Source organism: Actinoplanes flavus (assembly GCF_017592555.1).
Taxonomy (GTDB): Bacteria; Actinomycetota; Actinomycetes; order Mycobacteriales; family Micromonosporaceae; genus Actinoplanes; species Actinoplanes flavus.
The window spans coordinates 229,861-242,995 of sequence record NZ_JAGFNS010000013.1; the positions used below are offsets into that span (position 1 = coordinate 229,861).

General features: G+C 71.4%; 11 protein-coding genes. 5 read left to right on the forward strand and 6 right to left on the reverse strand.

Annotated features, from left to right (window positions below; translation table 11 throughout):
• Positions 1-2 precede the first annotated feature (2 nt).
• The 4 genes from J5X75_RS21555 to J5X75_RS21570 are packed head-to-tail and all read right to left on the reverse strand — an operon-like array spanning position 3 to position 2,469.
• Entirely contained in the window at positions 3-1,046 is a 1,044-nt protein-coding gene (locus J5X75_RS21555) for an ABC transporter ATP-binding protein (RefSeq protein WP_208469253.1), read from the reverse strand.
• Positions 1,043-1,828: an ABC transporter permease gene (locus J5X75_RS21560; protein ID WP_208469254.1), complete on the reverse strand. Its 786-nt coding sequence runs from the start codon at positions 1,826-1,828 to the stop codon at positions 1,043-1,045. The genes J5X75_RS21555 and J5X75_RS21560 overlap by 4 nt, the downstream gene beginning before the upstream one ends.
• A complete protein-coding gene (locus J5X75_RS21565) occupies positions 1,825-2,229 on the reverse strand; it encodes a TOBE domain-containing protein (protein ID WP_208469255.1) in 405 nt (134 codons plus the stop codon). The genes J5X75_RS21560 and J5X75_RS21565 overlap by 4 nt, the downstream gene beginning before the upstream one ends.
• Positions 2,230-2,250: 21 nt before the next feature.
• Entirely contained in the window at positions 2,251-2,469 is a 219-nt protein-coding gene (locus tag J5X75_RS21570) for a DUF397 domain-containing protein (protein WP_208469257.1), read from the reverse strand.
• A gap of 62 nt (positions 2,470-2,531) precedes the next feature.
• Here J5X75_RS21570 and J5X75_RS21575 point away from each other — a divergent pair, with 62 nt between their 5' ends.
• The 4 genes from J5X75_RS21575 to J5X75_RS21590 all read left to right on the forward strand — a co-directional run bounded on the left by J5X75_RS21575 (position 2,532) and on the right by J5X75_RS21590 (position 8,426).
• Positions 2,532-3,632 (forward strand): Gfo/Idh/MocA family protein, encoded by a 1,101-nt coding sequence (locus J5X75_RS21575; RefSeq protein ID WP_238488696.1) that lies wholly within the window; start codon positions 2,532-2,534, stop codon positions 3,630-3,632.
• A gap of 185 nt (positions 3,633-3,817) precedes the next feature.
• A complete protein-coding gene (locus J5X75_RS21580) occupies positions 3,818-5,395 on the forward strand; it encodes an FG-GAP-like repeat-containing protein (RefSeq protein ID WP_208469259.1) in 1,578 nt (525 codons plus the stop codon).
• Between the two features lie 11 nt (positions 5,396-5,406).
• Entirely contained in the window at positions 5,407-6,861 is a 1,455-nt protein-coding gene (locus J5X75_RS21585) for a calcium-binding protein (protein ID WP_208469260.1), read from the forward strand.
• Positions 6,858-8,426 (forward strand): FG-GAP and VCBS repeat-containing protein, encoded by a 1,569-nt coding sequence (locus J5X75_RS21590; protein WP_208469261.1) that lies wholly within the window; start codon positions 6,858-6,860, stop codon positions 8,424-8,426. Before J5X75_RS21585 ends, J5X75_RS21590 begins: the two co-directional genes overlap by 4 nt.
• A gap of 22 nt (positions 8,427-8,448) precedes the next feature.
• On the opposite strand, the gene J5X75_RS46035 is transcribed toward J5X75_RS21590, so the two are convergent.
• Together J5X75_RS46035 and J5X75_RS21600 are read right to left on the reverse strand one after the other, a co-directional pair.
• A complete protein-coding gene (locus J5X75_RS46035) occupies positions 8,449-9,315 on the reverse strand; it encodes a M48 family metallopeptidase (protein ID WP_208469262.1) in 867 nt (288 codons plus the stop codon).
• A gap of 47 nt (positions 9,316-9,362) precedes the next feature.
• Positions 9,363-11,444: a YncE family protein gene (locus tag J5X75_RS21600; RefSeq protein WP_208469263.1), complete on the reverse strand. Its 2,082-nt coding sequence runs from the start codon at positions 11,442-11,444 to the stop codon at positions 9,363-9,365.
• A gap of 194 nt (positions 11,445-11,638) precedes the next feature.
• Here J5X75_RS21600 and J5X75_RS21605 point away from each other — a divergent pair, with 194 nt between their 5' ends.
• The gene (locus tag J5X75_RS21605; RefSeq protein WP_208469265.1) at positions 11,639-13,135 is read left to right on the forward strand and encodes an MFS transporter; all 1,497 of its coding nucleotides are present in this window, start codon (positions 11,639-11,641) and stop codon (positions 13,133-13,135) included.

The following is a 13,135-nucleotide window of genomic DNA, read 5'->3' on the forward strand; positions in this document are numbered from 1 at the left end:
CGTCACCCGGAGGCGGGGTAGGCCCGGGTCTCCGCGGCCTTGACCGCCACCCACAGTTCCCGCCCCGGGGTGAGACCCATCTGCGCGGCGGCCGCGGGCGTGATGTCGGCGGCCACCGAGATCGGGCCGTCCAGGCGCACCCGCAGGCTGTCGCCGTGCTGCTGGACGTCGGCCAGCACGGCCGGCCAGGTGTTGCGCGGGCTCCCGTCCGGCCGGTGCGGGTGCAGGGCGACCGCGGCCGGCGGGAAGGCCACGAAGGCGTCGCCGTGCACGATGTCGGTGCTGGTCAGGACCAATCCGCCGGACAGCTCGACGGTGTGCCCGCCACCCCGGCCGCGATACAGGTTGAGTCCCACGAGACGGGCCACGTAGTCGGTCCGCGGGCGGGCCGTGATGGTGGCCGCGTCGCCCTCCTGCACCACCCGGCCCTGCTCGACGATGACCAGCCGGTCGGCCAGGACCAGGGCGTCCAGCGGGTCGTGCGTGACGATCAGCGTGGCGCCCGGGTGCTCGGCCAGGTGCCGGCGCAACTCGCCGCGGGTCTCCAGCCGGGTCCGGGCGTCCAGCGCGGCGAGCGGTTCGTCGAGCAGCAGCAGGACCGGGTCGACGGCCAGCGCCCGGGCCAGCGCCACCCGCTGCGCCTGCCCGCCGGAGAGCTGCCGGGGCTTGCGGCGACCGTGCTCGGCCAGCCCGACCCGGTCCAGCCAGCGGTCCGCCACGGCGTGCGCGGCCTTCCGGTCCATCCCGTGCCGGCGTGGGCCGAACGCCACGTTGTCCCGGGCGCTCAGGTGCGGGAACAGCAGGTAGTCCTGGAACACCACGCCGATCGGGCGGCGTTCGGTGGGCGTACCCCGTAGATCCTCGCCGTTCAGCGTGAGATGACCGCCGGAGAGTGGGGTCAGCCCGGCGAGCGCGCGCAACGCCGTGGTCTTCCCCGCGCCGTTCGGGCCGAGCAGCGCGACCGTCTCGCCCGGCTCGATCCGCAGCCCGATGTCCAGCCGGAAGGCGCCGCGCTCGGCGACGAGACGCGCGTCCAGAAGACTCATGGCGCGGTCAGCCAGCGGTCGCGCAGCCCGGCCAGGATGGCGACCGAGACGATCAGCAGAATCAGGCTGAGCACGACGGCGCCCTCCAGGTCGCCGCTCTCCATGGTCTGGTAGACCGCGAGCGGCATGGTCTGCGTGATCCCCGGATAGTTCCCGGCGAAGGTGATGGTGGCGCCGAACTCACCCAGCGCCCGCGCCCAGCACAGCACCGCCCCGGCCGCGATCCCCGGCGCCACCAGCGGCAACGTCACATGGGTGAAGGTGGTCCAGCGGTTCGCGCCGAGCGTGGCGGCGGCCTCCTCGTACCGGCTGTCGGCGCCACGCAGCGCCCCCTCCACCGCGATGACCAGGAACGGCAGGGCCACGAACGACTCGGCCACCACCACGCCCGCCGTGGTGAACGGCAGGCTGATCCCGAACGTCTGGTCCAGCCACTGGCCGATCAGGCCGCGCCGGCCCAGCGCCAGCAGCAGCGCGATGCCCCCGACCACCGGCGGCAGCACCAGCGGCACGGTGATCAGCGCCCGGACCAGCCGGCGCCCGGGAAACTCGACCCGGGCCAGCAGCCAGGCCAGCGGCACCCCGAGCGCCAGGCAGAACACGGTCGCCACGGTCGAGGTGAGCAGCGACAGCCGCAGCGCCGCCACCACACCCGGCTCGGTCAGCCGCTCGGCGAGGGTGGCCCACGGCGTCCGGGCCAGCAGCCCCACCAGCGGCAGGATCAGAAAGAGCAGACCCAGAATCGCCGGAACGAGCAGGGGTACGGGGACGCGCGCCCTCAATGACGCCCCTTCGGAGCCCGCTCGACCACCACGGTCGTCGACTTGATGACGGCGACCGCGAGCGACCCCACCTGGAGGTCGAGTTCGTCGACCGCCTCCCGGCTCATCAGTGACACCAGCCGGAACGGGCCGGCCTGGATGTCGACCTGGGCCATCACGGTGTCCTTGACGACCGCGGTGACGATGCCGCGCAGCCGGTTGCGGGCGGACGACTCGTCGGAGCGGCCGTCCGGCTCGGCGGCCTGGGCGCGGACGAAGGCGGCCAGCTCCACCCCGTCGATCACCCGGCGCCCGTGCTCGTCACGGCCCGCCGCGAGCCGCCCGGCGTCGACCCAGCGGCGCATCGTGTCGGGACTGACCCCGAGCAGGTCGGCCGCCTCCCCGATCTGAAAGACCGTCACGAGCGATCACTCTAGTTGCCGTCACGGCAGGTCGAACTCGCCGTCGTGGACGCCGCCGGTGAAGGCGTCCCACTCGCCCTTCGTGAAGAAGAGGATGGTGGCCGGGTCGGTGGAGTTGCGCATCGCGGCGCCGCCGTCGGGCAGGCGGGAGATCTCCACGTACTCCCCGGCCGGGCCGCCGGAGCGCAGCCACTCGGCGGCGTCGGCGTCGAACGTCTCGGCATAGGTCTTCTCGCCCACCCGCCCACCTAACCGCACGCAGCCGTCGACCTGCCACTCGGACCACACCTACGATGACCGGGATGGGATCGATCGGCGTCGCGGTGATCGGGTTCGGCTGGATGGGCCGGGCGCACACGCGGGCGTGGGCGCGGGTCGGCCATCACTATCCGGAGCTGCCCCGGCCGGAGCTGATCGCGGTCGCCGACGACGTGCCGGGCCGGGCCGCCGAGGCCGCCGGGGTGTACGGGTTCGCCACCGCCACCACGGACTGGCGCGCGTTGCTCGGCGACCCGCGGATCGGGGCGGTCAGCGTGACCGCGCCGAACTTCCTGCACCGGGAGATCGGCGCCGCGTTCGCCGCGTCCGGGCGGCATCTCTGGATCGAGAAGCCGGTCGGCCTGAGCGCCGCCGACGCCCGCGCCATCACCGGCGACGTGCGGGTCGCGGTCGGCTTCAACTACCGGCACGCGCCGGCCGTGGCCCGGGCCCGGGAGATCCTGCGGGCCGGCGGGATCGGCCGGGTGACGCATGCCCGGTTCCGCTTCCTCAGCGACTACGCGGCCGACCCGGACACCGCCCTGAGCTGGCGTTTCGAGCGGGCCCGCGGCGGCAACGGGGTGCTCGGCGATCTGGGTTCGCACGCCGTCGACCTGGTCCGCCATCTGCTCGGTGAGGTGTCCGCGCTGGTCGCCGACACGGCGATCGTCATCGCCGAACGCCCGCGCCCGGCGGGCGCCACCTCCGGACACCAACGGGGTACGGGTGCGCCCGGCCCGGTCGAGAACGAGGACTGGTTCGGCGCGCTGCTGCGGATGCGTTCCGGGGCCCGGGTCACGCTGGAGGCCAGCCGGGTGGCGGCCGGCGAGCAGAACCGGTACGGGTTCACCGTGCACGGCACCGAGGGGGTGCTGTCCTGGGACTTCCGGCGGATGGGTGAGCTGCGGACCGGGGACGCGACCGTCTTCGTGGGCCCGGGCGACGGCGCGCACGGCGACTTCCAGCCGGGGGCCGGCATCCCCTTGGGGTACGACGACCTGAAGGTGATCGAGGCGGGGCTGTTCCTGCGGTCGATCGCCGAGGGGGTGCCGCACGGGGCGACCCTGGCCGACGCGGTCGCGGCCGCCGAGGTCCTCGACGCGGTGACCGAGTCCGCCGCCTCCGGCCGCTGGGTCGGCCTCTGAGGATCGGGTGCGCTTTCCTCGTACCCCTCGATGGTCTTGGTTTTCGGGGGATTTCGGACGATCCGGTCCCGGTTCGTCGTGACGCCTGCGAATCGTCGCCGTTCCGTGATCAACAGCGGCCGGAAACGGGGATCCCCTTCGATTCACGGATGGGTAATCTGCTGCTCCTAGCTGAGGAGCACCCCATGAGGTACACGCGTCGCGTGCTCGTCGCGGCGATCGCCGGCACCACCGCGCTGGCCGCCCCCGTCGCCGCCGAAGCCGCCGCCCCCACCCGGACGGAGGTCGTCCGGGACGGCGTCACCCTGCTGCTGGACCGCACTCCGGTCAGCGTCAAGCCCTACACCGGCAAGGGCGCGAGCCGCGCCGACTTCGACGGCGACAACCGGGACGACGTCGCCGTCTTCAGCAACGTGGGGGTGGCCGTCGCCTACTCGTCGGCGGCCCATCGCGACGTGCTCAGAACCGAGATCCCGGGCAGCGGCGGCGGCGGCTTCGGCTACTCGATGGCGGCCGGCGACTTCAACGGCGACCGGTACGACGACCTCGCGATCGGCGACTACAACGAGGCCGATCTGCGCACCATGGGGTACGTCGCCGGCGCGGTCTGGATCATCCCGGGCGGGCCGGGCGGACTCCAGCCGAACCGGGCCCAGCACGTCAACCAGAGCACCGCCGGCGTGCCCGGCGTCTCCGTGCAGGGTGACTGGTTCGGCTTCTCGCTGGCGGCCGGCGACATCACCGGCGACGGCCGGGACGAGCTGGCCATCGGCATCCCGCGGAAGCGCATCGGGAACAAGGCGGAGGCCGGGGCGGTCGTCGTGCTCAAGGGCGGCGCGAACGGCGTCACCACCAGCGCCGCCCGGTGGATCAGCCAGGACACCGCCGGTGTCCCCGGATCGCCCGGCACGAACGACAAGTTCGGCTTCGCCGTCGCGATCGGGCGCGTCGACAAGAACCGCTATCAGGAACTGGTCGTCGGCGCCCCGGGCGAGTCCCCGGACCGCGGCTACAACGGCAGCGGGACCATCACGCAGTTCTGGGGGACGTCCGCCGGCGCGTCGCTGAAGAAGGTCACCGCGCTCCACGGCGGCAAGATCGCCACGACCGTCCGCAAGCTCGGGGTCTGGGAGGTCGGCGCCGCCCTCGCGATCGGTGACGTCACCGGCGACGGCTACAGCGAGGTCGTCTGCGGAGTGTCCGGGGCACAGGCGGGCGCCGAGATCTACGGCGGCATGGTCGTCACCGTTCCCGGGCGTACCACCGGGCTCTCCGCCAAGGGCGCCATCGCGATCTCGCAGAGCAGCCCGGGTGTGGCCGGCGCCGCCGAGAGCGACGACCGGTTCGGCGACAGCATCGCGGTCGGCGACGTCACCCTCGACGGCCGGGCCGACGTGCTGGTCGGCGTGCCCGGGGAGAACAACGGCGCGGGCGCCGTCGTGCTGCTGCGCGGTTCGGCCAAGGGCCTGACCGGCGCCAGGTCGCAGACCCTCACCCAGTCGTCGGCCGGGGTGCCGGACGGCGCCGAACGCGGCGACCGGTTCGGTGCGAACGTCGCACTGCTCAACCTGAACGGTTCCGGCGGTGTCGACGCGCTGGTGGCGGCGCCCGCCGAGCAGGTCGCCGGCGACCACCCGGGCTACGGCTCGGGCACCGTCACCCGCTTCCTCGGCGGTTACCGGGGCCTCGGCAACGCCACCCTGACCAGCGGCCGGTTCCTCGACCCCAACGGGGTCGGCTACGGCGGGCACATCGCCCGATGAACAGGAGATCCATGAAGACGCTACGGGCCGGCACCGTGACCGCCGCCGTACTCGCCGGTCTGGCGATCACCGGTCCGGCCTCGGCCGCGACCGTCGGCACCGCGCAGGTGCTGAACCGGACGCAGATCAAGTTCAGCGCGGCCGCCAACCGGGTCAACCACGTGACGATCACGCGGTCCGGCAACACGGTGACCATCGACGACCGGGTCACGATCAAACCCGGCGCGGGCTGCAAGCGGGTCGGCGGCGACAAGACGCGGGTCCGGTGCACCACGTCGGGGGCGCCCACCGGCGGGGCGATCCACACGTACGACGAGAACGACACCGTCGTGAACCAGAGCGATCTGAGCCTGTGGATCCGGGCCGGCAGCGGCACCAACAAGATCATCGGTGGGCCGCGCGGCGAGAACCTGTTCGGCGGCAGCGGCAACGACACCATCTACGGCAACGGCGGCAACGACTACATCTACCCGGACGGCGGCGTCAACGTCATCCGCGGCGGCATCGGCGCCGACGACCTGCGCGGCGGGCCCGGCACCGACTACATCTACGGCGACTCCGGCAACGACCGGATAGAGCCGGGCGCCGGCAACGACGTGGTCCGCGGCGGCGCCGGCGACGACATGTTCGACGAGGGCACCGGCCGGGACATCCTGTACGGCGAAGACGGCTCCGACAGCTTCTCGCAGTACGGCCGGGACGGTGTGGCCCGGGACGCCATCCACGGCGGGCCCGGCGGCGACGCGGTCGAGTACAACCGGAACCGGGCGGTCGCGGCCGACGCCGACGGCCAGTCCGGCGACGACGGCCAGTCGGGCGAGGGCGATTCCATCGGTTCCGACGTCGAAGGCCTCCGCGGCGGCAGCGGCAACGACTGGCTGGCCGGCAACGCGAGCGCCAACTGGCTGGACGGCGGCGAGGGCAACGACACCCTGCACGGTCTGGGCGGCGACGACCACCTGGTCGGCGGCGACGGCAACGACCGGCTGTTCGGCGGCGACGGCGACGACAACCTCACCGCCGACTTCGGCAACGACCAGCTGTCCGGCGGCGCCGGCAAGGACACCGTCTCGTACGGCGACCGGCTGGTCCGGGTCGTCGCCGACCTCGACGGGCAGAGCGGCGACGACGGCTCCAGCGGCGAGAAGGACAGCATCGGATCCGACGTCGAGAACCTGTACGGCGGATGGGCCGACGATGTGCTGACCGGCAACGGCGGCGCCAACGTCATCAACGGCTCGACCGGCGCGGACCTGATCCGCGGCGGCGGCGGCAACGACGAACTGCACGCCGACGACGGCTCCAAGACCGGCGTCGACAAGGTCTACGGCGAGGCCGGCGACGACACCCTGTACGGCGGCGGCTTCGAGACCTACAGCCGCTACACCCTCGACGGCGGCGACGGCGTGGACTCGTGCCGGCACGAATACAACTACGGCACCGGGGACCAGGTGAACTGCGAATGACCATCCGTCATCTACTCGTCGCGACGCTCACCGGAACCGCGGTCCTGGCACCGAACCCGGCCCGGGCAGCCGACCTGCCGAACCCGATCGAGATCGTCCGCGACGGCATCACCCTGCGGTACCAGTCCACTCCGGTCGCCACGAAGCCGGTCACCGGCAAGGGCCCGACGAAGGCGGATTTCGACGGCGACGGTCGCGACGACGTCGCGAGCCTCACCTACTCCGGCCTCGCCGTCTCCTACTCCTCCGCGCCGCACCGGGATCTCGCGGCCAAGTGGTATCCCGGTGGCGCCGAGGAGGACCTCGGGGCGGCGATGGCGGTCGGCAACTTCAACGGCGACCGGTACGACGACCTCGCCGTCGGTGACGGCTGGGAGCCCGACCTGCGCAACATGGGTTACCAGGTCGGCGGTGTCTGGGTCATTCCCGGCGGTCCGGGTGGTCTCCAGTTCGGCCGTGCCCAGCACCTCACCCAGAACACGCCCGGTCTGCCCGGCACCCCGGTGCGGGGCGACCTGTTCGGCTTCTCCCTCGCCGCCGGGGACATCACCGGCGACGGCCGGGACGAACTCGCCATCGGCATCCCGGACAAGAAGATCGGCACCCGGAAGAACGCGGGCGCGGTCGTCGTGCTCAAGGGCGCTCCCTCCGGTGTCACGACCACCGGTGCCCGCTGGATCAGCCAGGCCACGGCCGGGGTTCCCGGTGCCGCGACGGCTGACGCCGAGTTCGGATACGACCTCGCGATCGGCCGGATCGACAAGAACCGCCACGCGGAACTGGTCGTCGCCGCGCGCGCCGACCTGGGCGACCAGGGCGGCTGGATCACCCAGTTCTGGGGCGCCGCGTCCGGGGTGTCGCTGAAGAAGGTGAGCCGGGTCAGCGGCGAGCAGCTCACCGACAGCGTCAACCAGCGCAACGTCTACCTGTGGGCGTCGAGCATCGATCTCGCGATCGGTGACATCAACCGGGACGGGTACGGCGAGCTCGTCGCCGGTCTGCCCGGCGCCCAGGTGGGCATGGAGGTCCAGGCCGGCGCGGTGGTGACCATCCCGGGCCGGGCTACCGGCCTGTCCGCCAAGGGCGCCATCGCGATCACCCAGCGGACCGCCGGGGTGGCCACCGCCCCGAAGGACGACGAATACTTCGGTGACACGGTCGCGGTCGGCGACGTCACCGGTGACGGACGGGCCGACGTGCTCACCTCCGCTCCCGGCGAGTGGGCGAGGGCAGGCGCGATCGTCCTGCTGCGCGGCACCGCCAAGGGTCTGACCGGGGCGAAGTCGCAGTTCTTGACCCAATCGTCGACGGGTGTGCCGGACACCGCCGAGCGCGATGACGAGTTCGGCCGGTCGCTGGCCCTGCTCAACCTCAACGGGACCGGCGGTCTCGACGCCCTGGCCGGCGCACCCCAGGAGGAGGTCACCGGCGACACCCCGGGCTACGGTTCGGGAAGCATCACCCGCTTCCTCGGCGGCTACCAGGGCCTGGGCAACGCCACGGTGGTCAACGGCCGCTTCCTGAACGAACTCGCCGCGGGGTACGGCGCCGGCATCGCCGGCTAGTTCCAGAACGCCGGGTGGTCGCTCATCGCGCGGTGCATCGCTTCCGCGTACCGGTCGATCTCGGCATCCAGGCGGGCCGCCGTGGCCTCGTCCACCACCAGGTGGGCGGGCTGCGGCGGCCGCGCCGCGAGCCACTGGTGCCGGCGCCCGGCCGGCGGGTGGCCGGCGAGCAGGGTGGCCTCGGTCCGGGCGGTGAGTTGCCGCCGGGCCGGGGCGTCCGGGTGCTGTCCTCGTGCTTGAGATGGCCGAGCTCGTGGCCGATCAGCGCCACCAGCTCCTGCGGCCGTAGCGCCACCAGCAGCGGCAGCCCCAGCGTCAGCACGCTGGTGCGCCGGAACCCGACGACCGCCACACCCGTGTTTTCGCGATAGTCGATCATCAGCCGGTCCGGCACCGGAGCGCCGATCTCCGCCGCGATCAACTCGATCAGCCGGTGCAGGACCGGGGCGTCGGTCCGCTCCACGAGGTAGGTCTCCTCGCTCAGGAAATGCTTGAAACTGCCGATCCGCGGGCGGAACACCCAGGCGAGACCGGCCAGCATCAGCCCGAACATCTTGGGGAACAACGGATCGCCCCAGATCACCAGCCAGAGGCCGTAGCCGGCGAGGACCAGGTCGCCGAGCACGACCAAACCCGAGATCAACAACAGGATGCGGTACGCCGTACGCCCGCTGTTCCCGTCGAGTTCCGCGGTGACGAGTTCCCGGTGCGCCCGGAATCCCGCCCGCCGGTCTCGTTCGATGATCCGCCGTGTGTACCAGCCGGCGTCCTCGACCGGCTCGAAGGCGTCCAGGTTCCACTCGCAGGCCCCGCACCAGGGCGCCTGCTCAGGCAGCGTGGTCAGCGCCCCCGCACACCGCGGACAGACGTCGGCCGTCGTGATCGACACAAAGATGATCTTGTATCCCGACCACGACGGCCGTCAACCGCGATGGATCACTTGGCGTACGTGTAGTACTTCCAGGAGCCGTACGTGGTGGCGTTGATCTTGTCGCCGTAGGGGCTGTTGCCGTACTCGGCGCGCACCCGGAACCGCTGACCGGCCGGGTAGTAGCCGGTGATCCAGGCCTCCGACACGCCGTACTTGTCCAGGCCGAGGGTGGCGCCCTGGAACGCCGTCCACTTCCCGTTCTTGTAGCGCTGGATGACGAGCCGGTGGAAGCGGTTCGGGTAGGCCGTCATCGTGGTGATGAAGTGCGGGTCCTTCGTCGTACGGACGACGTAGTAGGTCACCGACCCGATCTTCTTGGTCCGGTAGTGCCTGGTGATCTTCGTGTTGACCGCGACCTTCGTGTACGCCACCGAGGTGACGGTTCGCGGGGCGTAGCGGGCGTCACCGGCGAACCGGGCGGTCAGCGTGGTGTTGCGGGTCAGCTTGAAGCCGGCGGACACCTTGCCGGCACTGTTGACCGTGGCCCGCTTGAGCAGACGGTTGCCCTGGTCAGCCCCGTACGGGTCGGCCCAGATCTCGACCACCCGGTTCTTGTAGGTGGCGCCCAGTGTCGCGGTGAAGGTGACCGTCGTCCCGTACGCGTTGACGGTCTTGTTCTTGTCCAGAGTCAGACCGGGAGTCGTCCGGGAGACCTGGACCACCGCGGAGGCCGTCGCCGGGAGGTACTGCTCGTCGCCCTTGAACACGACGTCGTAGATGACCCTGCCACCGACGGGCGGCGTGCTGGCGAAGCGGAACTCGCCGTTGGCGTCGGTGGTCGTCACCCCGTCGAGCGAGGGGCTGCTCGTGGTCTCCATGTCATGGCGCCACAGCGCCAGTTCCTTGCCCGCGGGCAGCGGCATGTTCGCGTTGATCGAACCGGTGATGGTCAGCGCCTGGCCCCGGGTGGCGGTGGCCGGCGCGGTCAGCCAGATAGTCGGGCGGAGCGGCTCGGGCGAGCTGGTCCCGCTGGGGCCGGGCGAGGGCGTGGAGGTGGAGGGGGAGGGGGACGCCGTCGTCGGGTCGGGCTCGACCGGGTCCGAGTCGTTCAGCGTGTAGAGCCAGTAGTTGTTCTCCGTGCCGTCGCCCTGGGCGACCGCGAAGATCCGCGAGCCGCCCGGCTCCCAGGCGAGACCGCGGCCGACCACCTCGGGCCGGTTGTAGCTGCCGGCGACCGACGGCAGCGCGAAGGTGAGTTTGGGCGTGGTGGCGCCGGGCTGGAAGACGTAGACGTCGTGGGAGCCGCCGCGGAGCGAGAGCGCCACCCGGCCGTCCGCCGCGACCTCGACCCCGCCGAAGTGGTTCAGGCTGGTGAACGCGGCCGTCTTGGTCCCGTCCGAGATCGCGATCCGGTGGGAGCCGTTGTAGCCGGCCTGGATCAGGTCGGCGCCGTCGCCGGAGATCGCGACGTCCGAGGTGAACTCGCCGAACACCTCGGCCGCCAGCTTGAGGTCCGCGGCGCCCGACGAGACGTCGTAGACGACGCTGTCGCCGCTGGTCGTGCTGGCGTCGGTGAGCACGACGAGGCCGGGCGCACCGGCTCCGGTGGAGATCATCGGGGTGGTGTAGAGCCCGACCCCGTCGGCGCGCGCGTCGTGCACCGCGACCGCCGAGGTCGCCAGGTCCACCGAGCCGATGGTGCCGGTGCCGACGTTTCCGCCGATGGTGGAGAACCAGAGCTTGCCGCTGATCGGGCCGACCACGTCGCGGATCGCCACGGTGTCGCCGACCGGGTAGCTGGCCGTCTCGGTCAGCGTGTCGGTCGCGATCGCGGCGATCCGGTGGCCGCCGCTGACGGCGGCGTAGAGCACGTTCGAGTCGGCGGAGAGCGCGAGCCCGTCGACGCCGGCGAGCCCGGTCACCGCGGTGGCCTCGTGACCCTGGTAGTTCGTCGAAACGATCTTCCCGGAGGTGGGGTCGCTGACGAAGACGCGGTGGTGCACGGCGTCGACCGCGATGTCACCGAACGTCGTGATGGGGAGTTTCTCGTCGGAGTCGGCGAGGGCGGTGCCGGTCGTGAGACCGAAGCCCGCCGCGGTGGCGCCGGCGAGAACCGTGGTCGCGATCGCGACCCGGGAGATACGCATGAGGACCCCGTGATCCATCGAGGCAGGACTGCTGGCCGAGGGATCATAGACAGAAGATCATCTCCGGCTGATCGCCTGAACGGACGATGCCGTAGCGACGTTACGCGGGGAACAGATGACCTTGGATGGGTGCGGGTAGCTGAGAGTCGGCTGGGTAAATCCGTGAGCACATCACGGAAAGTGGAGGTGCGTCCATGGCGCATGATCTCGGGTCCCCGGCCCCGGCCTCCGGATCGGGAACCATCCGCAGTCTCATCCCCGCCCGCATCGACCGGCTCAGCTGGTCGCCGTTCCACACCAGGATCATCCTCGCCCTGGGTACGGCCTGGGTCCTCGACGGACTCGAGATCACTGTGGCCAGCGCGGTCGGTCCGGTCCTCGCCGAGCAGGAGACCCTGGCGCTGAGCTCGGCCCAGGTCGGGTTGATCGCCACCGTCTATCTGCTGGGTGAGGTGTTCGGCGCGCTCTTCTTCGGCCGTCTCTCCGATGCGATGGGCCGGCGGAACCTGTTCATCGTGACCCTCGCCGTCTACCTCGGCGGTAACGCCCTCACCGCCCTGACCTGGGGTAACGGCCCAGCGGCACTGGTCTTCCTGTATCTCACCAGGTTCATCGCGGGAGCCGGCATCGGCGGCGAGTACGCCGCGATCAACTCCGCGATCGACGAGATGATGCCGGCCAGATACCGGGGCCGGGTCGACATCGGGGTGAACGGGACCTACTGGGGTGGCGCGATCATCGGCACGCTCGGGACGTACATCCTGCTCAACAACGTGTCGCTGAACTGGGCGTGGCGGATCGCCTTCCTGATCGGCCCGGTCATCGGCCTGGCGATCTGGGGTCTGCGCCGGCACCTGCCGGAGAGCCCGCGCTGGCTGATCATGCACGGCCGGGAGGCGGAGGCCGAGGAGAACATCGCCCGGATCGAGCGGGCCGCCGAGGCGTCCGGTCAGACGCTGGCGCCGGTGGACGACACGAAGGCGATCGACATCCGGCCCAGCGAGCCGCACGGCTACCTGTCGCTGCTGCGGGTGCTGTTCAAGGTCTACCCGTCCCGGTCGACGCTGGGCGCGACCCTCATGATCACGCAGTCGTTCCTGTACAACGCGATCTTCTTCACCTACACGATGGTGCTGACCAAGTTCTACGGCGTCGACGAGAAGGCCGCCCCGCTCTACCTGGTGGCGTTCGCGCTGGGCAACCTGATCGGCCCGCTCACCATCGGGCGGCTGTTCGACACGGTGGGCCGGCGGAAGATGATCGCCGGCACCTATCTGCTGTCCGGCGCGCTGCTGGCGATCACCGCGGTCCTCTTCAACGAGGGCCTGCTGAACGCTACGACGCAGACGATCGCGTGGAGTGTCATCTTCTTCTTCGCGTCGGCGGGGGCCAGTTCGGCGTACCTCACGGTGAGCGAGATCTTCCCGCTGGAGATCCGGGCCCAGGCCATCGCGGTCTTCTTCGCCATCGCGCAGTGCTTCGGCGCGATCGGGCCGGTCTTCTACGGCGCGCTGATCGGCGAGGGCGACGACCCGAACAGGCTGTTCATCGGTTTCCTGATCGGCGCCGCGGTGATGGCGGTCGGCGGCGTCGTGGAGGCGGTCATCGGCATCGACGCCGAGGGCAAGTCGCTGGAGGACGTGGCGACGCCGCTGTCCGCCGTCACCACGCGGCCCCGGGCGACCGGCTGA